This is a genomic window from Streptomyces sp. NPDC024017, from assembly GCF_040638895.1.
Classification (GTDB): domain Bacteria; phylum Actinomycetota; class Actinomycetes; order Streptomycetales; family Streptomycetaceae; genus Streptomyces.
Map to the genome: position 1 here is coordinate 1 of NZ_JBEZYZ010000006.1, position 19,001 is coordinate 19,001.

Genomic DNA, 19,001 nt, shown 5'->3' on the forward strand with positions numbered 1-19,001 from the left:
CCACGCACACCACCTGGTACGGCGCACAGATCCCCCGGTCGATGGCCGCCGAGAGCGTCAGCGTGTAGCAGCGCGCACCGAACGGCCCGTCCTCACGGCCGCGACGGCCTTGTTCCACGAGCGGGGCTACGACGCGACGAGCATGCGCGACATCGCCGCCCGCCTCGGCTTCACCAAGGCGGCGCTGTACCGCCACGTGACGGGCAAGGCCGAGCTGCTGCGCGCGATCACCGGGCCGGTCCGCGCGGACGTGCGGGCGCTGCTGGCCGCGAGCGCGGCCGGGACGGGCCGGCCCGTCGATGAACTCACCGAGCTGCTGCGCGGGCTGGCCGGCGCGGCTGCGGTCGGCCCGGTCCGGTACGCCCTGTTCTGGGGACCGGACGGCGAGCCCGGCCCGCCGGCCCCCGACGCCGTGTGCCGTGACGAGGTGGTCCGGCGGCTGGCCGATCTGTACGAGCGGGCCGTGGCGCAGGGCGACGTGCGCGGCGACATCGCCCCCCGGCTCGCCGCCCGGCTCCTGGTGGGCGCGGTCGTCGGCGCCGCCGCGGAGCTGGGCGGTCCCGGCGACGGGGCGGGGCCACCGCCGTCACCGTCGGCCGTCGACGTCCTGCTCGATGGCCCGGTCCGCTTCCTGACCGGCGGGCGGGCCTGAGCACCGTCCGCCGGGCCGGGCCGGGGGCGCCGACCGGGTGAGCGCGGCACGGACGGCGTGCCGCAGCCACACGTGCACGGGCTCGGTCTCGTGGCGGGGGTGCCAGGCCAGGCAGATGTTGATGGGGTCGGTCTCCACCGGAAGGTCGAACAGCTCGATGCCCACGGACTGCCGCGCGCTGGCGGCGAGCGAGTGGGGCATCGCGGTCACCAGATCGCTCGACGCGATCATCAGCAACGCCTCACCGTAGTTCGGCACGGAGGCGATGACGTCCCGTCGCAGACCGCGCGCGTGCAGCGCACCGTCGATCGGGCCCGTCATACGGCCCTTGCGGGAGACGCTGACGTGCCGGACCGAGGTGAACGCCTGCGCGCTCACCGCCGCGGCCAGCAGAGGATGACCGGATCGCGCCACTCCGACGAACCGGTCCTCGAAGAGCGGTTCGACGCGCAGTTCCGGGCTGCACTCGTCGATGATTCCCACCTCGATGTCCACGGCGCCCTCCCGCAGCGGCGCGCTGCCGTGGCTGCTCTCCACCGTGAACGTGAACCGGGCGAGCGGCACCTCCGCGCTCGCCCGGTTCAGCAGCGCCGGAGCCAGCACCGCGGCGTAGGCCTCGTCCGCGACGATGGTCAGGGTCCTGCTGACCTGCGAGATGTCCTCCTGCCGGCTCGGGGCGAGGAGGGCTTCGGCCTCCCGCATCAGGGCCCGCACCTTGGGCTGGAGCTCCAGCGCCCTCGGCGTGGGGACCAGACCGCGCCCGGCCCGCACCAGCACGGGGTCGCCGAGCGCGCGGCGGATCTTGGACAGCGCACGGCTCATGGCGGGTGGGGACAGCGCCAGCCGCTCGGCCGCCCCGGTGACGCTTCCCTCCTGCAACAGGGCGTCCAGGGCGGGCAACAGCCGCATGTCCACATGAGACGCCAGGGCACCGGGCAGCGTGCCCGCCCAGTCGCCGTCCTGGCCGGGGTCGTCGACACCGGTTGGGCTCAATGCTTCTCCTGGGACGTGCTCGGCTCTCCGGCGTGGGGACGCAGCCACGCTATGACCAGGAGCGCCGCCACCAGCAACAGAAGGCCGATCAACCGCAACGACTCGGCCATTCCCGTGGTGAACGCCTCCCGTATCTGCGCCGATAGGCGGGCCGCGGCGGTGCCGGAGCGCTCCGCCCCGCGCAGGGCCGTGCCCAGCGCCTGTCCTCCGGACGTCCCCTGCAGGTGCCGCAGCCCGGCCGGGAGGGCCTCGGTGAACCGCGCGTTGAGCAGCGTGCCGAACACGGCGAATCCGAGCGCTCCGCCGATCTCCCGGCTGAAGCTGTTGACGCCCGAACCGACGCCCGCCTGATGCGCGGGCACCGAGCCGACGATGGCCTGGGACAGCGGCGGGTTGGACAGCCCCGACCCGACGCCGACAACGACGATGCACCCGGCGTACAGCACGTAGGCGGTGCCGGGGCCGCACAACGAGAAGAGCCCCAGGCCCACGACGACCACGAGCAGCCCGCAGCCGATGACCGGCCGCGCGCCGTACCGGCCGGCCAGCAGGGCGGCCCGCGGCGAGACCAGGAAGATGACGACGGCCAGGGGGGCCGTGCCCAGGCCCGCCAGGACGGCCGGATAGTCCTTGACGTTCATCAGGTACTGGCCGTTGAGAAAGAAGACGGAGTACATCGCGACGAAGGACACGATGATGCCGAGGGTCCCGGCGCGCATTCCGGAGTGGCGGAATACACGGGGATCCAGCAACGGCTGTTCCCGGCGCAGTTCGTACCGGCGGAAAAGCGCGAGAAACAGCGCGCCCGCGGCGAAGCTCAGCAGCACGGCGGGTGAGGCCCAGCCGAGTTCGGGCCCCTCGATGATGCCGAACAGCACGCCGAAGACGGCGACGACGAGGAGAAACACCCCGCCCGCGTCCATGGAGTGCTGATGGCGTTCGACTCGTGGCAGGGACTTCGCCGCCACGACGAATCCGAATGCGGCGAGAGGAGCGGCAACCGCGAACAGGGCCTGCCAGTCGAAGAACTGGAGAACGGCACCGCCCACGATGTTGCCCGCCACACCGCCGCCCCCGCTCAATGCGGTCCACAACGCGACGGCGTGACCGCGTTTGTCGGGCGGATAGCAACCGGTGAGAAGCGGAAGGCTGTTGGGCAGAATGAGGGCGGCCCCGGCCCCGGTCACCGCCCGGGCGACGAGCAGCAGGGCGACCGTCGGGGAAACGGCGGATCCGAGGGACCCCGCGACCATCAGGGCCAGGCCGGTGAGCAGGGCGCCCTTTCGCCCGAAGTGGTCACCGACGGCTCCGCTCGGAATCAGCAGGCACCCGAAGACGATCAGATAGCTGTCGACGATCCACAGCACCTCGGTCGGCGTCGGGCGCAGCGCGCTGGTGGCCAGCCGGCCGACCGCCAGGTTCACACCGGCTCCGAGACCGAACACCAGCATGACGCACATGCCGAGCGCGGCGACGGCCGCCCGCGAGCCGGGGCGGTCCCCGCCCGGCGCGGCGGCGGACCGCCGAGCCGGGCCGGCGGACGGGGAGGCGCTCATGAGCCGGTCCGTCCCGACGTGCCCGTGAAGGTGGACAGTTCCAGCCCCTGCCCGTCGGCGACGGCGACGGAGACGTAGCCGTTGGCGGGGTCGCGGACGTGGTCGAGATAGGGCAGGGCGGCGGCCGCGAACTTCACGGTGTCGTCCGCGTGCACCAGCGCGCCGGGGCGCAACCGGGGCTCGGCGGCGCGGACGACGTCGAGATAGAAGTCCGCCCAGCCGTCCAGGTAGAGGAGGTCGATCCGCTCGGGGAACGACGACATCACCTCCACCGCCTCACCCACGATCACCTCGGCGTACTGGGCCACGCCCGCGGATTTCAGATGGTCCCGGGCCGCCGCGCACTTTCCTTCGTGGAGATCCACGGTGTACAGCTTTCCCGAACCGTTGTCCCGGAGCGCCGCCGCGATATGGATGGCGGTGAAACCGTAGGAGGTGCCGAACTCGAAGACGGTATGCGGGCGCACGGCGCGCACCCATGCATAAAGCATTCGGCCGATGTCCGCGGGCGCCGCGTAATAACCGCCGGCGCACGCGTCCACCAATTCTTCCGGAGTCCATGGAGTGGTGCGATTCCTGATGTTGTCGAGAAGCTTCGGCTGTTCGACGGCGTCCACTCGCTGCTGTTCGGCTGCGATCGTGTCGAGCACTGCTCGCACCTGGGGGGAAGACAGAGAGGAAGACATTCTTCTGCGTCCTTTTCGCGGGGGTCAGCGGACGGTCTGGACTGGCCGTTCTGGGATTACTGGATGGGGAATGCGGAAGGTTTTGCAATGTGCCGTGATGAGTGGCTGGATGAGCAGGTCGACGCCCACGAGAAAACACACCGTGCCGATCCCGAGAGGTCCCCCCATAAGGAATCCGGAGATCATCAGAGAGGTCTCGATGAGCCCTTTCGCCGTCCAGAAGGGCCAGCGCCACCGGCTGGTCATGGCGAGGGCGAGCACGTCGATGGCGCGGATGCCGAAACCGCTCATGATGATGAGCGCCGACCCGTACGCGCACAGCAGCACCGCGCACGCGAGCAGCCCCGCCGACGGAACCGGCAGGGCGCGGGCGGGGTCCGACCAGCGGAGCAGGTCGATCACGCTGCCGCAGAAGAAGAAGGTGAACAGGGGGGCCACCAACGGCCTCTCCCGTGTCCAGGCCGCCACGACGACCAGGCAGACCACCGCCACCAGGGTCTGCGAGACGCCCACCGTGACGGGCAGGTGCCGCACCAGGCCGAGGGAGAACACGTCGAGCGGATCGGTGCCCAGGTCGGAGTGGATGAAGAGGTAGGCGCCGCAGGAGAAGACCAGGCAGCCGACCGGATAGAGTAAATGGTTCTTTCGCCGTACTCGCTCGACGAGCACCGGCTCACCTCCCCGCAGGGAAAACGAATGATGAGGAGCGAGGCGGAATCAGTATTCCGCCTTCGAGTTCCACTTTATTGATCGTTCGATGCCTTATCCAGTGCAATGTATGCAACATACATTTTCTTTGGATGGAATCCTCGCTTCCGGCTGCCCGGGCGGTTCGGGTGAGGGGAAGTTTAGGATGCAACCTTTATGTGTGAAGTAACCCACGTTTAATCCATGGTTTTCGGTGGCGCCCATATACTGTTTTCGCGACGAGTAATCGTTGAAGATGCGGCTGCGTGGGCAATGGTGCTCGCGTGCACATCTTGATGGGTGATGACCATGCATGGCAGGGGGAAGTACATGTCTCGCGCATCCCGTCCGACGTCCGAGCGATTAGTGGCTACTCTGGAGCCCGAGCAGGTGGTGTCGGATCGCGTGGCGGCCAGAACGGTATCGACACTCACGCCGCGGGAGCGTCAGGTCCTGAACGGGATAAAGGAGGGGAACTCCAACAGGATGGTCGCCCGACTGCTAGGGATTTCCGAGCGCACCGTCAAGGTCCATCTGCACTCGATCTTCATCAAGCTGGGCGCGGCATCACGAACCGAAGCGGTTATCGAGGGGATCAGGAGCGGTTGCATCAGCCTGCACTGATCGTCGCGTGCGTGTGGCCCCCGACGACACGCGTCGGGGGCCACACGCACAGGTCGGTCCGAGGTCAGGGGTTCCGGGTCGACGGCTCGCGGGCGAGCGCGAGGACGAGACGGGACGTCGTCTCCACCAGTTCCTTGTCGATGGGGGAACCGGAGACCAGGACCCGGTAGTACAGCGGACCGAGCAGCAGATCCACGAGGTGGTCGAGGGTGCGGTCGTCGAAGGTCAGGTCCTGGTCGCGGGCGAGGAGATCTCGCAGGCCGGCGATGTCGCGCTCCCGTTGCTCCTTCAGGAACCCGGCCCGCAGCGACGCGGCCGTCTCGCTGTCCAGCTGGGCGTGGCCCAGGAGGGCCAGCAGCACCTGGCCGGCGGGCTCCTCGAAGAAGTCGGCCACCCGCTGCAGGTGGGAGGTGAGGGTCTCCTCGACGCCGCGACTCTCGTCCGCGCGCCACTCCAGGGCCTCGCGGGCGTCGTCGGTGAGGGTGTCGAGGAGGATGTCGACCTTCGACTTCCACCAGCGGTAGATCGTCTGCTTGGCCACCCCCGCGCGCTGGGCGATGCCCTCGATGGTCAGGGCGGCGAAGCCCCGCTCGACCAGGAGGTCGTCCGCGGCGTGCAGCACCGCGAGCCGGACGCTCTCGCTGCGGCGTGGGCCGGTTCGGCTGACGACCGTGGTCTTCTCGCAGGCCGGTGGTGGTTTCCGCGTGGCGCTGATGGTTCCGTCAACCCTTCGCATCGTGTCCGTAGCTGTGATTCTGGCACAGCGGGCCCGCCATGAAACGGTTCACGGCAGGCCCGCTCAGGCGGCCTTCCGGCCGGTCCGCACCAGGCTGAGCAGGACGCCGAGGGAGAGCGCGGCGACCACCGCGCTGAACGTCTCGCCGGCCGGGCGCAGGCTGGTCTCGCGGATCAGGACGCCCACACCGATCGCGGGCACCGCCAGCATCGAGTACAGGATGGCGAAGAAGGTGGAGACCGAGGCGCCCCGGTGCTGGGGGGCGCTGCGCGTGGTGATGCCGCCGATGCCGTGACCCACGGCGATGCCCGTCGCCAGTCCGTTGACCGCGGCACCGACGAGCAGAGGAGCGATGGTGCTGGTGGCCATCGCGGCGGCGATCAGACCGGCCGCGACGATCAGGCCCAGGCACGAGGCGGGCAGGGCGGTGGCGGGCTTGAGGGTGCGGACGAGAAGCTGGCCGAGGGCGGTGCAGGCGAAGGCGATGAAGACCACGAGTCCGGTGAGGGCGTGGCTGGACTCGTGCAGCACCGTCCCCAGGAACAGGCCCGTCACGGCGGTCAGGACGCCGAGCACGGCGAAGCCCGCGCCCGCCGCCATCGCGGAGCGCAGGAAGTCCGAGCGGATCTCGGCGGGGACGTGCAGCGGCTGGACCTGCAGCGAGAAACCGGAACGGTGGGCGGAGCTCTCCCCGTTCACGAGGACACCGAGCGTGCCGATGGCGGCGAGGATGAGCATGACGACCCAGGGGGTGCGCAGCGGGGAGGGCGCGAGGTCCGCCAGGATCCCCGCGATCAGCGTGCCGCAGGCGAGGCCGCCCATGTTCGCGAATAACGCGAGGGTGGCGGGCTTGATGCGGCTGTGCTGCCCGAGCCGCTCGGTGAGGGAGGCGGTGGCGGCGCCGGTCACCAGGGCCGCGGAGAAGCCGGACACGACCCGGGCGACGAGCATCGCGGCGACGCTCTGGGCCAGCAGGAACACCACCGCGGCGACCACGGACAGCAGGGTGGCCGCGACCAGGACGGGACGGCGTCCCACCTGGTCCGAGAGCCGGCCGAAGACCAGCAGCCCGAGGACGACGCCGAGCGCGTAGACGGCGAAGACGACGGTCACGGTGAACGGTGTGAAGCCGAACTCCTCACCGTACAGCGGGTAGAGCGGGGTGGGCGCGGTGGTGCCCGCCATGGTGATCCAGAAGGCGAAGGCCACGCTGAACACAGCGAGGCCGCCGCCGCGTGCCCTCTCTGGAGCGCCGGTCCGGTCGACGGCGCGGACGGTCGAGTTCCCCACTGAAGTGGCCTCTCGTGAGCGGTTGAGTGCGGAAAGGCGCGGCGCATGCCGAGACTTACCGTTGCGTCTAATCTGGAGACTAGACTAGTCGTCGCGTCTATTCAATGGTGCGGTGATGGCCAGGGGATGGTGAACCAACAGGGCGCGGGCACGGCGGCCCGGCTCACACCTCGCGGGTTGAGTGCGGACGCCGGACGGGCCGTAGCGGGTCTCGATCACGCGCTCGAAGGTCAAGCCGAAGAGTGCGGACACGGAGACAGGAGGGGGCCGGGGGCGGCCGGGTGTAGCATTCCGGCACCGTGCAGCGATTGAGTCAAACGCTCGTCCACGTTCGTATGGGAAGGGGCCGACCGGCCGCCATCGAACAAGCTCGCGCACGCTCATGCGGATGAGTGGCAAACCACCCGTGATGGCGCACTCCGCCGTGCGCGGCACCGATCGCGAACCTACCGTTTGCCTGACCGTCCCCCCTTCTCGTACTTCCGGAGCGGCCCGTGGGCGCACCCTCTGCTTCCCGTCCTCTTCTCGGGGAGCGCGCCTCGCACGACGCCACCTGCCGGGCCTTCGTGCAACGGGCCGCCGAGCTGGGTGTGGCGACCAGCGGCCACCACAACCGGAACTACGTTGTTCCGCTCACGGAGGGCATGGCCCGCCTGGTCGGGCGTGAGGCGGGGACGTCGGTGACGGTTCGGATCCGGCGTCCGGACGCGCTGCCCGTCGTCATCCGGACGTGGGAGGACGAGGCGGAGATCCTCGGCGCGGTCCGGGGGGTCCTGCCGCACGCGCCGGAATGTCTCGTCAAGGGCGAGGACTTCGCCGTCCACAGCTTTGTGGAGGGCGTTCCGCTGTCCAGCGTCTGCGCCGACGGCAAACCCGTCGACACCCTGCTCATCCGGGCCCTGGCCGGTCTGCTCGCCCGGATGGCACACGTACGGCGGGGGGCGCTGCCCGCCCTGCCGTCCGGCTGGCCCCGCAACGACACGGACAGCCAGGGTTTCCTCCAGACGCTGGTCCACTTGGCCGACCGGCAGATCAGGCAGCCCAACTGGACTGCTTTCGGTGGGCTGTTCGCGGCGCTCGGCATCCCGGAGGACGCGCTCGCCGGGCTGGCCGGGCGGGTGCCCGCGATGGCCCGGCGGCCGTACAGCCTGCTCCACGCCGACCTGCACCGCGACAACGTGATCGTGTCGTACGCGAGCGACCCGCCCCTGATCTGCGTCGACTGGGAGCTCGCCACCTACGGCGACCCGCTGCACGACCTCGCGACGCACCTCGTGCGGATGCGGTACCCGGCGCACCAGTGGGCCGAAGTCGTCGACGCCTGGGGCGAGGCCATGCAGCAGGTCCGTCCGGCCGCGGTCAGCGGTCTGGCGCGGGATCTGCGGCACTATCTGGCGTTCGAGCGGGCGCAGTCCGTCTTCCCGGACGTGATGAGGGCCGCCCGGTCGCTGGAGGAATCGTTCACGCAGACGAGCCTGGACGAGGCGACGGCCGAGGTGCGCCGGGCCTTGGAGGCGGCGGCGGAACCGCTGCGGCTCCTCGGTGTGCCGCGGGAGGGCGAGATCCGGCGGGCCCTGTTCCGGTGGCTGGTGTCGCGGATGAACGGGGACATCAACGGCCGGGCGTGGATCGCGGAGGCGTTCGAGTGGCGGCCCGACCCGCGGGTGCCCGAGCGCTCCGACTTCCCCTCCGCTGCGGTCCGGGAGGCACTGCTGGCGGAGGGGGCCGCGCCCGCGGGCCGGGTGTTCAAGGGCACCGCGCACCTGAACACCGTGGTGGCGGTGCCGGGCTTCGGCTCGCCCGTGGTCGTACGGCGGAAGCTGCCCGACGTATGCCGCCGGGAGCGCGGCTTCCTCAGCGAGCACGCCGTGCTGCGCGCGATCGAGGAGTCGTCCGCCCGGGTGGCGGCGCCGCAGGTGCTCGCCCTGGGCGAGACCTACCAGAGCGACACCATCGCCCTGCACACCTACGGCGGGCCGCGGGACGTCGACCGGCCCCCCAACCACCCGGTCCACGGTCTGCTGCCGCACGAGGCGGACGGCCTGGTGGACCAGCTGTGCGCCCTGACGCAGGTCAGGTACGAGCAGGTCGACCCGCTCGCCGGCCAGGGCGCGTTCCACGACTGGCTGCGGGAGCAGCTGATCTCCCTGGTACGGGACCTGCCGAAGGCGTCTCAGCAGCTGGCGCGACACCTCGGGCTGCCCGACCCGGACCGGTTGCAGCTGATCCTCTCCCGGCACGGCGTGAGCGACCGGGAGCCCGCGCTCCTGCACGGCGACCTGAACCCCTGGAACCTCGTACGCCGTGACGACGATCTGGCGCTGACCATCATCGACTGGGAGATGGCCGTCGTCGGCGACCCCCTCTACGACCTCGTCCGGCACATGCACCTCACGCCGACCCGTCCGGAGATCAGGGAGCGCATGTTCCGCCGCTGGGAGCGCCTGCTGCCCGCCGCGTACACCCGCGACTGGCGCAAGGACTGGCGGGTGTACCGCCGGCTGGAGATCGTGCGCTCCGCCTACGTCGACCTGGACCGCATCGTGACGGGCGCGAGCCTGGACGCCCCCAACGTCCGGCGGGCGGTGGACTCCTACGCGGTGACGCTGGCCGTCGCCACGGGCTCGCTCGGCCTCCCGGTGCGCTCCACGGCGAACCCGTACCTCGCCCGCGCCCTGGCCTGACCCGGCCCCTGCGTAGGCTCCCCCTCATGAGCGACCCCGGCCTGCGTGAGCGCAAGAAGCAGCGGATGTACGAGACCGTGTCGGACATCGCCGTGCGGCTCTTCATGGAGAAGGGGTTCGACGCGGTGTCCGTCGCGGAGGTGGCGGCGGCGGCCGAGATCTCGAAGCCGACGCTGTTCCGGTACTTCCCGGCCAAGGAGGATCTGGTGCTGTACCGGATCGCCGATCACGAGGGGGAGGCCGCCCGGGTGGTGGCGGGGGCCGAGGTGGCGGCCGTGGAGGCGTTGCGGCGGCATTTCCTGGAGGGGCTGGAGCGGGGGGACCCCGTGACCGGGCTCAACGACCATCCCGACGTGCTCGCCTTTCATACCCTCCTCTATGGGACGCCCTCCCTGGTCGCCCGGGCGCACACGCACCAGGAGCGGTCGGAGGCCGCGCTGGCCGAGGTGCTCGGGGGTGATCTGGACGCGCGGCTGGCGGCCGGGCAGATCATGGCCGTGCTGCGGGTGCTCGCGCTGGAGAACTGGCGGCGGATCGCGGCGGGGGAGCGGGTGGCGGACGTGCGGCCGGACGCGGTCGCGGCGGCGGAGCGGGCGTTCGGGCGGCTCGCGGCCGGGCTGCCGCCGCACCTCCGGGGCGAGACTCGGTAAATTATTTAACTCGGTCACGTTTTCGCGTACGCTCGGTGGAATGACCTCGACCGAGCCTGCCCTCCAGTACGCCCTCGACCGGGAACGCGCCCACCACGAGCGCTGCCGGACCGCCCTCGCCGCGATGGTCGAGGGCGCCGGTGAACAGGTCGTCGTCGGCGAGGACGTGTCCGCCTCCGGCGCCGATGCCGAAGTCCTCGGGTACCAGTTGCGCAGCCGGGCGAAGGCGCTGCGGGAACTGCCCGAGGGGCCGCTGTTCTTCGGGGCCCTGGAGGGCGGGGACGGGCAGTTGCACATCGGGCGGCTGAGGATCTCCGAGCACCCGGCCGAACCGCCCCTCGTCGTCGACTGGCGGGCGCCCGTCTCGCGCGCCTTCTACCAGGCCTCGGCGCGGGACCCGCAGGGCGTCGCCGTGCGGCGGCGGTTCGGATGGGCGCCCGGCAGCCGGGGCGACTCCGGGGACCTCACCGGCCTGGAGGACGAGCACCTTGAGCAGGGGGAGACGCGCGACAGCGAGATCGTCGCCCGGGAGATCGAGCGGCCCCGGGTCGGGCCCATGCGGGACATCGCCGCGACGATCCAGCCCGAGCAGGACGACCTCGTCCGGGGGGATCTGGCGCTGTCGGTGTGCGTGCAGGGCGCGCCGGGCACCGGCAAGACCGCCGTCGGGCTGCACCGGGCCGCGTATCTGCTCTACACGCACCCGCAGCGCATCCGGCGCGGCGGCCTGCTGATCCTCGGGCCCAACCGCACCTTCCTGTCGTACATCGCCGAGGTGCTGCCGGCCCTCGGCGAGAGCGGGGTGCGGCAGTCGACCCTGGGGGAGGAGATCGCGCGCTGCGAGGTCCGGGGCGTCGACGACGAGCGGGCCGCCGTCGTGAAGCACGACGCGCGGATGGCCGAGGTGCTGCGGCGGGCGCTGTACGCGAGGGTGCGTGCCGAGGGGAGCGGCGCGGAGATCGCCCTGCCGGACGGGGCCTACCGGTGGCGGGTGCCGGCGGGGGAGCTCGCGCGGATCGTGGCCGAGGTGCGGGAGGAGGAACCGCCGTACGGGGTGGGGAGGGAGCGGGTGCGGGCGCGGATCGTGCGGTGCCTGCGCGAACAGGTCGAGCGGCGGGCCGGGCCGCCGCCGAACGCCTGGGTGCGGCGGGTCGAGCGGGCGCGGCCGGTGTCGGCGTACGTCGACGCCGTGTGGCCGCGGGTGCGGCCCGAGGAGGTCGTGGCCGAACTGCTCGGTGACGAGGAGGCGTTGGCGTCGGCCGCCGAGGGGCTGCTCGATGCCGGTGAGCAGCGGGCACTGCTGTGGGAGCGGCCGCCCCGGTCGTGGAAGTCGGCCCGCTGGTCCGCCGCCGATCTGGTGCTGCTCGACGAGGTGGCCGGGCTGATCGGGCACCCGGAGGGGTACGGGCATGTCGTCGTCGACGAGGCGCAGGATCTGTCCCCGATGGAGTGCCGGGCCATCGCCCGCCGGGCCCGCTTCGGTTCGCTGACGGTGCTGGGGGACCTGGCGCAGGGGACGACGCCGTGGGCGGCGCGGTCGTGGCGTACGGTCCTCGCGCACCTGGGGAAACCGGACGCGACCGTGGTCGCCCTGACCACCGGCTTCCGGGTGCCGCAGGCCGTCGTCGGGCTCGCCAACCGGCTGCTGGAGCGGCTGGACGTGGACGTGCCGGCGGCTCGTTCGCTGCGCGGGGACGGGGAGTTGCGGATGCGGGAGACGACCGTCGACGGCGTGCCCGGGGCGGTCGTGGCGGCCGTACGGGACGCGCTGGGGCGGGAGGGCTCGGTCGGCATCGTCGCGGCGGACGCGGACGTCGCCCGGGTGCGGGCGGCCCTGGACGCGGCCGGCATCGGGGCGGCGGGCCCGGACGAACTCGGCGCGCGGGTCGCCCTGGTGCCGGCGAGTGTGGTCAAGGGCCTGGAGTACGACCATGTCGTGGCCGTCGAGCCGGCGGCGATCGCCGAGGCGGAGGAGCGTGGGCTGCACCGGCTGTACGTGGTGCTGACGCGGGCGGTGTCGCGGCTGGAGGTGATTCGGGGAAGGCCACTGCCCTTCTAGGGAACGGTGGCTAGGGTCCATGTCATGGCTGACGGCGACGCGTTCACGGACATACCCACGACCACCCTGGCCGATCTGCTGGGCCGCGAGCAGGTCATGGACATCGGGATCCGGCCGCTGTGGGGACCGGTGCCCCGGGTGGCCGGGCCGGCCTTCACCGTACGGTGCCCTCCCGGCGACAACCTGATGCTGCACGCCGCGATCCACCGGGCCGGCCCCGGCTCGGTCGTCGTCGTGGAGTCGGGCGACCTGGACTACGCCCTGGCCGGCGGAAACGTCTGCGCCGTCGCCCGGCGCCGGGGCATCACCGCGTTCGTCGCCGACGGGGTGATCCGCGACCTCGCCGAGGTCCGGGACATGCGCTTCCCGGTGTTCGCACGCGGCGTCATCCCCATCCCGGGCACCAAGTCGGCCGCGCGACCGCTGAACGAGCGGGTGCGCTGCGGCGGGGTCGCGGTCGACCCGGGCGACACGGTCGTCGCCGACGAGGAGGGCGTCGTGGTGGTCCCCGGCGCCCGCCGCGAGGAGGTGCTGGCCGCGGCCCGGGCCAAGCTGGCCAAGGAGGCCGAGGAGTCCCTGGACGCGTGGGAGTCGGCCCACCGCGCGCGCATCGACAAGATCCTGGCGGACCAGGGCTTCGAGGACTGACAGGCCGGCCTCAGCCGGTCGGTCGGCACGCCGCGGCGGGGTACCGCTCATCCCTCCTCGGCGAAGGGCCCTCCCTTCGTGAAGGCCAGTTCGTGGAAGCGGTCGCCGATGTGGCGGTGGGTGGCGGCGTCCGGGTGGACGTGGTCGGGCAGCGGCAGGGCGGCGGCGTCCTTCGGGCCGTAGAGGTCGAGGCCGTCGAGGTAGTGGAGGTTCGGGTCGTCGGCGGCGCGCTGCCGGACGATGCGGGACAGCTCCTCGCGGATGACGGTGAGGGTGAGTTTGCCGGTGGGCGTCTCCGCCGGGTCGCCCATGGCGGCGAAGACCAGACGGCCCTTGCCGATCTCTTCGCCGTCCGGGGCGGTGGGGCCGGGCGTGTCCTCGTGGATGGCGCAGTGGATGGGGGAGACGAGCAGCAGCGGGGTGTCCGGGTGCCCGTCGCGGATCGTGTCGAGGAAGCCGTGCACGGCGGGGCCGAACGCGCGCAGCCGCATCGCGTCCGCGTTGACGATGTTGATGCCCATCTTGACGCTGATCAGGTCGGCCGAGGTGTCCCGCATGGCGCGCGCGGTGAACGGGTCGAGCATCGCGCTGCCCCCGAAGCCGAGGTTGGTCAGCTCCACACCGCCCCGCAACGCGGCGATCGCGGGCCAGACGGCCGTGGGGCTCGCGGCGTCGGAGCCGTGGCTGATCGAACTGCCGTGGTGCAGCCACACCCGGCGGCCCCGGTCCGGCGCGGGCACGACGGGCGCGTCCGTGCGCAGGGCGACCAGCTCGGTGGTCTCGTTGTGCGGCAGCCAGATCTCGACGTCCTTGTCCCGCGCGGGCAGGCCCGTGAAGCGGACGGTGCCGACCGGGCCGTGCGTGACCCCGCCCTCCCAGGTGGCCAGGTCGACGGTGAGCACGTTGCCGCCGGTCCCGGCGGCCTGGCCGGCCGGGACGCCGTCGACGAGCAGGTCGTACAGCCCGTCCGGGCGTGACGGGAAGCCGGTGTAGTCGCGCTTGGTGCGCAGCGTGTCCAGTTCGACGGCGGTCGCCGCGGTGCGGAACGCCAGGCGTACGCCGGAGGGCTGCGCCTCGGCCATCGCCAGCTGCGGATTGGTGTTCTGCGCGCGGGCCCGGGCGGGGAGCCGGTGGGGGAGCAGACCGTGCTCGGTGCGCTCCACGTCCAGGGCGCCGCGCAGAAGGTCCGCCGTGAGCGGGGTGGTGATCCAGTCGTGCTCGGTGTGCATGGGTGTCAGCCTCGGGGATCGGTAGGGGCCGCGGGCCAGTTCCGCAGCAGGGCGTCGAGGGCGTCGAGGATCCGGGCCCAGGTCTCCTCGGTGTCCGGGGCGCTGTGGCTGAAACCGCCGCCGAGCTCCAGGCTGACGTAGCCGTGGAAGACGCTGCCGAGCAGCCGGACCGCGTGGGTCTGGTCCGGCTCCGTCAGGTCGTAGCCGCGCAGCAGCGCCCGGGTCATCTGCGCGTGCCGGACACCGGCGCTCGCGGCCGCCGTCTGCGGGTCGAGCCGCAGTTGGGCCGCGGCGTAGCGGCCGGGGTGTTCCCGGGCGTAGTCGCGGTACACGTTCGCGAGGGCGGCCAGGGCGTCCTTGCCGGCCCGTCCGGCCAGGGCCTCGGCGGCCCGGTCGGCGAGCTCCGTGAGGGCGAGCAGGGCGATCCTGGTCTTCAGGTCCTGGGAGTTCCGCACATGCGAGTACAGGCTCGCGACCTTGACGTCGAACCGACGGGCGAGCGCCGAGACGGTGACCTGCTCGAAGCCGACCTCGTCGGCGAGCTCGGCGCCGGCCTCGGTCAGACGCTCCGGGGTCAGTCCTACGCGTGCCATAAGGATCCTCTCTTCTGCCTGAAGAGAGTGTGTATCTGCCTAATAGTTTTAGGCAAATGGATTAGGCAAGTACCCGCCGTCTCCGGCCCCGGTGGGTCATCCCCCAGGGCTTCAGGACGGAGATCACGGTCATGAAGACGTAGGCGGACAGCGACACGACCGGCCCGAACAGCACGTCACCGGCGTCCGGCAGCGGCCCGCCCGCGGCCACGGCGGTGACCGCGGAGTTCACCCCGGGGCGCAGCGCGAACACCGTGGCGGTGGTCGTGGCGAGGGTCAGCCAGAACTTCGTGTACACCCACCGGTACCGGGCCAGCCCCCACACCGTGCCCAGCGACAGCAGCAGGCCGCTGAGGAGCGTGAGGAACGCGACGGGGAGCAGGAGCCAGTCGGCGAAGAGCTCCATGGACCGGACGGAGGCCTCCACGGTCCCGGCGGATCCGGTGGTGGCCGCGGTGATCCCGAGCGCGAGCAGCCCGAGCGTGAGCCCGAGCCAGCAGGCCGAGACGATGACGTGCACGACGAGGACGGCCCGGCGGGCCGGGCGGCCGAGCCTCGACGGCGGGCTCCGGCGCGGCTTCCTCGGCATGCCCGGCTTCTGTTCGGTATGCGTGTTCACGTCGGACACGGTGCCGAACGGCGGCCGCGGGGTCGTCTCACGGCGGGAGTAACCCGGCGTACTGGCGTCGGAGTACGGGTCGTGTCACTGCCGTCGCCTAGGGCCTGTCGTTCGGATCAGGTCGGCTGAGAGAGACTGCGCCACGCCCCGCGACGCCGGCATGATCCAAACGACAGGCCCTAGGTTCGCGGCATGACCGAACCCTCCCACCTCACCGCGGTCCGCGAGTCCTACGACACCGTCGCCGCCGACTACGCCCGGCGCGTCAAGGAACCGGCCGAGCTGGACCCGGTGTCCCGCGCGATGCTGGCCGCGTTCGCCGACCTCGTACAGCCCCCGCACCCCGGGCCGGTCGCCGACCTGGGCTGCGGCCCCGGCAAGGTGACGGCACATCTGGCCGCCCTCGGGGTGCCGGTGTTCGGCGTCGACGTGTCGCCGAGGATGGTCGAGCTGGCCCGGGCGGCGTATCCGGAACTCCGCTTCACCGTCGGCTCGATGACCGCGCTGGACATCGCCGACGGTGAACTCGGCGGCATCCTCGCGTACTACGCCACCCACCACACCCCGCCGCAGTGGCTGCCGACCGTCTTCTCCGAGTTCCACCGCGCCCTGGCGCCCGGCGGCAGGCTGATGCTGGCCGGCCATGTCGGCAACGACGAGCACCTCCGCCCGACCCACGCCTACGGCGACCATCCGGTGTCCTATGAGTCGTACCTGCTGCCGCCGGACCGCATCGCCGAACTCCTCCACCGCGCCGGGCTGGTGCTCACGGCGCGGGTGGTGCAGGAACCGGAGGGCGGGTCGAAGAGGCAGGTGGGCACGTTTCTGGCGTACAAGCCGGGGTGACCTGGGCGGGGGTCAGGCGGACCGCTCGTGCACCCACACCCGCAGCGGTCCGACGGCCTCGAAGCCGTACCGGAGGGCGGCCGCCAGGCCGGCGCCCTGTTCGTAGCCCACGACGGGCAGGGCGGGGAAGAGCTGGCCGACCGCGTGCAGGACGAGGGGCCAGGCCGCGTCGGGCGGTCCGAAGACGTTGGACACACCGACCACGCGACTGCTCCGGCCGGCCACCGCCCCGCAGACCACCCGTCCGTCGGCGGATCGCCCGGCGAGCACGAACGTCTCCGGAACGTCGAGCAGCCCCGGACCGAAGAGGTCCGCGTTCCCGCCCCCGTCGTCCCAGGCCAGGGCCCAGTCACGCAGCGCGTCCGGATCACTCACGACCTCCCACGCGAGATCCGGCGCGGCGACGGACCCACCTGCCGCACGATGAATCCACTCCGCCTCGAACAGCACCCGGAACCCCGCCGCCGTCAGGTCGAGGTCGGCGAAGCTGTCCTTGACCGAGGCTCCGGGCGAGACCGTGTCGATCCGTGCCACGAGCGCGATCGGGTCGGCGCCCGGCCTCAGCGTCACCGCGTCGGGGTAATAGACGGGCGTACGTCGCGCAGCGGCCCAGGTCTCCTCCTCGAACGCGCTCTCCACCCCATGCACCCGGCACATCACCGCACACCACGCGGCGTTGTCACGGGCGGCGTCCCGGACCAGGAGCTGCTGAGGAGTCGTCATGAGTGCGGATCATGGCGGAGCACGGCTCGACTCGTCGAACGGATTGGCGGTCGGCCGCTTTCTAGGGTGTGCAGGGTGAGAGTTCCCACCGACCGGCCCGGAGGCGGCATGCCCGTGCACATGCGGTTGAGCGCGATCACCCTCGACTGCCCCGATCCGCTCGCCCTCGCGGCGTTCTACCAGCAGGCCACCGGACTCGGGATCCACCCGAAGTCGGACACCGACTTCGCCGCTCTGGAGAGCGAGGGCGGTCTCTCCATCGGCTTTCAGCGGGTCGACGGCCACCGGGCTCCCAGCTGGCCCGACCCGGCCGTTCCCCAGCAGCTGCACTGCTGCTTCCGGGTCGTGGACCTGGACGAGACGGAGGCCCGACTGCTGGAACTGGGGGCCGGCAAGCCGGATCCACAGCCGAACGAGGACAAGTGGCGGGTCCTCACCGATCCGGCCGGACACCCCTTCTGCATCGTCGCGGGCCTCGCTGCGCCCGAATGAGGAGTGCGACCCGAACAGGACCTCGCACTCGGTCAGGATGGCCGAGGCCGCGGAGCGCGGTCGAGCGGTATCTCGACGCGCTGGGCGTCCCGCATGTCACCGACCAGCCCGGCACGTTCGTCATCGCCGACAGGGCTTCCGACCGCCTCCTCGGAACACTCCTGCTCCACCGGCGCCCCGCCGACCTCCCCGGCCATGTCACCGAGGAGGGCGGGGAACTGGAACTGACCTACGTCCTGCGCCGCGACGCCTGGGGCGCGGGACTGGCCTTCGAAGCGGCCACGGCCGCGTTGCGCACCGCCGCGTCCGAACTGCCCGACCAGCCCGTCCTGATCGTGACCCAGACGGCCAACACCCGCTCCCTCGATCTGGCCGCCCGCCTCGGCTTCCGATGTGTGAGCACCTTCGAGGCCTACGCAGCGGAACAGACCCTCGCGGTGGCCGACCTGCACACGTTCCTGGCCTGAGTGACACGCCGGAGGGGACACCCCGGGTGGCGTGGCGCACTTTTGCAAGCGGGTGCTTGCAATAGTTAGCGGAGTGCTGCACTGTGGAGGCATGGCTTCGCTCAACGTCGGCAATCTCGGTGACTATCTGCGCGAGCAGCGGCGCACTGCGCAGCTGTCGCTGCGGCAGCTCGCCGAGGCCGCCGGGGTGTCCAATCCGTATCTGAGCCAGATCGAGCGCGGTCTGCGCAAGCCGAGCGCCGAGGTGCTGCAGCAGGTCGCCAAGGCGCTGCGGATCTCCGCCGAGACGCTGTACGTACGGGCCGGCATCCTCGACGCCGAGCGGGACCGGGACGACGTGGAGACGCGGGCCGTCATCCTCGCCGACCCGACGCTGAACGAGCGGCAGAAGCAGGTGCTGCTGCAGATCTACGAGTCCTTCCGCAAGGAGAACGGATTCGGGACCGGCGACGGCTCGGATGTCCCGGACGGCTCGGACGGCGTGGGCATCGTCGGTGTCGTCGCCGCTGACGGTGCGGTGAGTGTCGACGGGGACGCTCCCGACGCCGGCACGGAGATACCGCCGACCGGCCCGGCCGACGGCGGTCAGCCCGCCCGGCGCCGTAGCCGTAAGAGCGTCAGCAAGAGCGAGATCACGAACGACGGCGGTCAGCCCGCCACCCGCCGGACCCGCAAGGGCGCCGGCGACACCGATCCGCAGCAGACGGCCGGCTAGCCGGACCAGGGCATGGGCCGCCCGCCGCGGATCACACAACCCTCAGCCGCAC

General features: G+C 71.7%; 20 protein-coding genes. 10 read left to right on the forward strand and 10 right to left on the reverse strand.

Features of this window, described 5'->3' with window-relative positions:
• The coding region (locus AB0G20_RS17000; RefSeq protein ID WP_361302461.1) for a TetR/AcrR family transcriptional regulator at positions 1-652 on the forward strand (652 nt) is incomplete at its 5' end.
• On the opposite strand, the gene AB0G20_RS17005 is transcribed toward AB0G20_RS17000, so the two are convergent.
• From AB0G20_RS17005 to AB0G20_RS17020, 4 genes are read right to left on the reverse strand one after another with little or no spacing between them, the layout of a single operon-like run.
• On the reverse strand, positions 587-1,645 hold the full coding sequence (locus AB0G20_RS17005) for a LysR family transcriptional regulator (protein WP_361302464.1): 1,059 nt from the start codon (positions 1,643-1,645) through the stop codon (positions 587-589). The genes AB0G20_RS17000 and AB0G20_RS17005 overlap by 66 nt on opposite strands.
• Positions 1,642-3,201, reverse strand: coding sequence for an MFS transporter (locus AB0G20_RS17010; protein ID WP_361302467.1), 1,560 nt, complete (start codon positions 3,199-3,201; stop codon positions 1,642-1,644). Before AB0G20_RS17010 ends, AB0G20_RS17005 begins: the two co-directional genes overlap by 4 nt.
• The gene (locus tag AB0G20_RS17015) at positions 3,198-3,851 is read right to left on the reverse strand and encodes a class I SAM-dependent methyltransferase (protein ID WP_361302469.1); all 654 of its coding nucleotides are present in this window, start codon (positions 3,849-3,851) and stop codon (positions 3,198-3,200) included. The genes AB0G20_RS17010 and AB0G20_RS17015 overlap by 4 nt, the downstream gene beginning before the upstream one ends.
• A 60-nt stretch (positions 3,852-3,911) precedes the next feature.
• Positions 3,912-4,556, reverse strand: coding sequence for a hypothetical protein (locus tag AB0G20_RS17020; RefSeq protein WP_361302472.1), 645 nt, complete (start codon positions 4,554-4,556; stop codon positions 3,912-3,914).
• A 384-nt stretch (positions 4,557-4,940) separates the two neighbouring features.
• On the opposite strand from AB0G20_RS17020, the gene AB0G20_RS17025 reads away from it, so the two are divergent.
• Positions 4,941-5,198 carry a LuxR C-terminal-related transcriptional regulator gene (locus AB0G20_RS17025; RefSeq protein ID WP_361302475.1) on the forward strand — a complete coding sequence of 86 codons (258 nt, stop codon included), beginning with the start codon at positions 4,941-4,943 and terminating at the stop codon, positions 5,196-5,198.
• Between the two features lie 64 nt (positions 5,199-5,262).
• On the opposite strand, the gene AB0G20_RS17030 is transcribed toward AB0G20_RS17025, so the two are convergent.
• Together AB0G20_RS17030 and AB0G20_RS17035 are read right to left on the reverse strand one after the other, a co-directional pair.
• The gene (locus tag AB0G20_RS17030) at positions 5,263-5,934 is read right to left on the reverse strand and encodes a TetR/AcrR family transcriptional regulator (protein WP_361302478.1); all 672 of its coding nucleotides are present in this window, start codon (positions 5,932-5,934) and stop codon (positions 5,263-5,265) included.
• 63 nt (positions 5,935-5,997) lie between these two features.
• Positions 5,998-7,224 carry an MFS transporter gene (locus AB0G20_RS17035; protein WP_361302481.1) on the reverse strand — a complete coding sequence of 409 codons (1,227 nt, stop codon included), beginning with the start codon at positions 7,222-7,224 and terminating at the stop codon, positions 5,998-6,000.
• Positions 7,225-7,790: 566 nt separating this feature from the next.
• Here AB0G20_RS17035 and AB0G20_RS17040 point away from each other — a divergent pair.
• The 4 genes from AB0G20_RS17040 to AB0G20_RS17055 are packed head-to-tail and all read left to right on the forward strand — an operon-like array spanning position 7,791 to position 13,265.
• Positions 7,791-9,908 carry an aminoglycoside phosphotransferase family protein gene (locus AB0G20_RS17040; RefSeq protein WP_361303813.1) on the forward strand — a complete coding sequence of 706 codons (2,118 nt, stop codon included), beginning with the start codon at positions 7,791-7,793 and terminating at the stop codon, positions 9,906-9,908.
• 26 nt (positions 9,909-9,934) lie between these two features.
• Positions 9,935-10,558 carry a TetR family transcriptional regulator gene (locus AB0G20_RS17045; protein WP_361302484.1) on the forward strand — a complete coding sequence of 208 codons (624 nt, stop codon included), beginning with the start codon at positions 9,935-9,937 and terminating at the stop codon, positions 10,556-10,558.
• A gap of 40 nt (positions 10,559-10,598) precedes the next feature.
• Positions 10,599-12,617, forward strand: a complete 2,019-nt coding sequence (locus tag AB0G20_RS17050) for an AAA family ATPase (RefSeq protein WP_361302486.1) — start codon at positions 10,599-10,601, stop codon at positions 12,615-12,617.
• 24 nt (positions 12,618-12,641) lie between these two features.
• Positions 12,642-13,265: an RraA family protein gene (locus AB0G20_RS17055; RefSeq protein ID WP_361302489.1), complete on the forward strand. Its 624-nt coding sequence runs from the start codon at positions 12,642-12,644 to the stop codon at positions 13,263-13,265.
• 47 nt (positions 13,266-13,312) lie between these two features.
• Here AB0G20_RS17055 and AB0G20_RS17060 read toward each other — a convergent pair whose 3' ends face one another.
• The 3 genes from AB0G20_RS17060 to AB0G20_RS17070 form a co-directional block, all read right to left on the reverse strand.
• A complete protein-coding gene (locus tag AB0G20_RS17060; protein ID WP_361302492.1) occupies positions 13,313-14,494 on the reverse strand; it encodes a GDSL-type esterase/lipase family protein in 1,182 nt (393 codons plus the stop codon).
• A 5-nt stretch (positions 14,495-14,499) separates the two neighbouring features.
• A complete protein-coding gene (locus AB0G20_RS17065; protein WP_361302495.1) occupies positions 14,500-15,087 on the reverse strand; it encodes a WHG domain-containing protein in 588 nt (195 codons plus the stop codon).
• Between the two features lie 61 nt (positions 15,088-15,148).
• Complete coding sequence (locus AB0G20_RS17070; protein ID WP_361303816.1) at positions 15,149-15,676, reverse strand: DUF2269 domain-containing protein; 528 nt, start codon at positions 15,674-15,676, stop codon at positions 15,149-15,151.
• Positions 15,677-15,898: 222 nt separating this feature from the next.
• On the opposite strand from AB0G20_RS17070, the gene AB0G20_RS17075 reads away from it, so the two are divergent.
• Entirely contained in the window at positions 15,899-16,552 is a 654-nt protein-coding gene (locus AB0G20_RS17075; protein WP_361302498.1) for a class I SAM-dependent methyltransferase, read from the forward strand.
• 12 nt (positions 16,553-16,564) lie between these two features.
• On the opposite strand, the gene AB0G20_RS17080 is transcribed toward AB0G20_RS17075, so the two are convergent.
• Positions 16,565-17,275 carry a hypothetical protein gene (locus AB0G20_RS17080; RefSeq protein ID WP_361302501.1) on the reverse strand — a complete coding sequence of 237 codons (711 nt, stop codon included), beginning with the start codon at positions 17,273-17,275 and terminating at the stop codon, positions 16,565-16,567.
• Positions 17,276-17,383: 108 nt separating this feature from the next.
• Between AB0G20_RS17080 and AB0G20_RS17085 the strand changes: the two genes are divergently transcribed.
• The 3 genes from AB0G20_RS17085 to AB0G20_RS17095 all read left to right on the forward strand — a co-directional run bounded on the left by AB0G20_RS17085 (position 17,384) and on the right by AB0G20_RS17095 (position 18,949).
• Positions 17,384-17,767, forward strand: coding sequence for a VOC family protein (locus AB0G20_RS17085; protein ID WP_361303819.1), 384 nt, complete (start codon positions 17,384-17,386; stop codon positions 17,765-17,767).
• Positions 17,764-18,234, forward strand: coding sequence for a GNAT family N-acetyltransferase (locus AB0G20_RS17090; RefSeq protein ID WP_361302504.1), 471 nt, complete (start codon positions 17,764-17,766; stop codon positions 18,232-18,234). Before AB0G20_RS17085 ends, AB0G20_RS17090 begins: the two co-directional genes overlap by 4 nt.
• 91 nt (positions 18,235-18,325) lie before the next feature.
• Complete coding sequence (locus tag AB0G20_RS17095; protein ID WP_361302507.1) at positions 18,326-18,949, forward strand: helix-turn-helix transcriptional regulator; 624 nt, start codon at positions 18,326-18,328, stop codon at positions 18,947-18,949.
• The last annotated feature ends 52 nt before the right edge of the window (positions 18,950-19,001 follow it).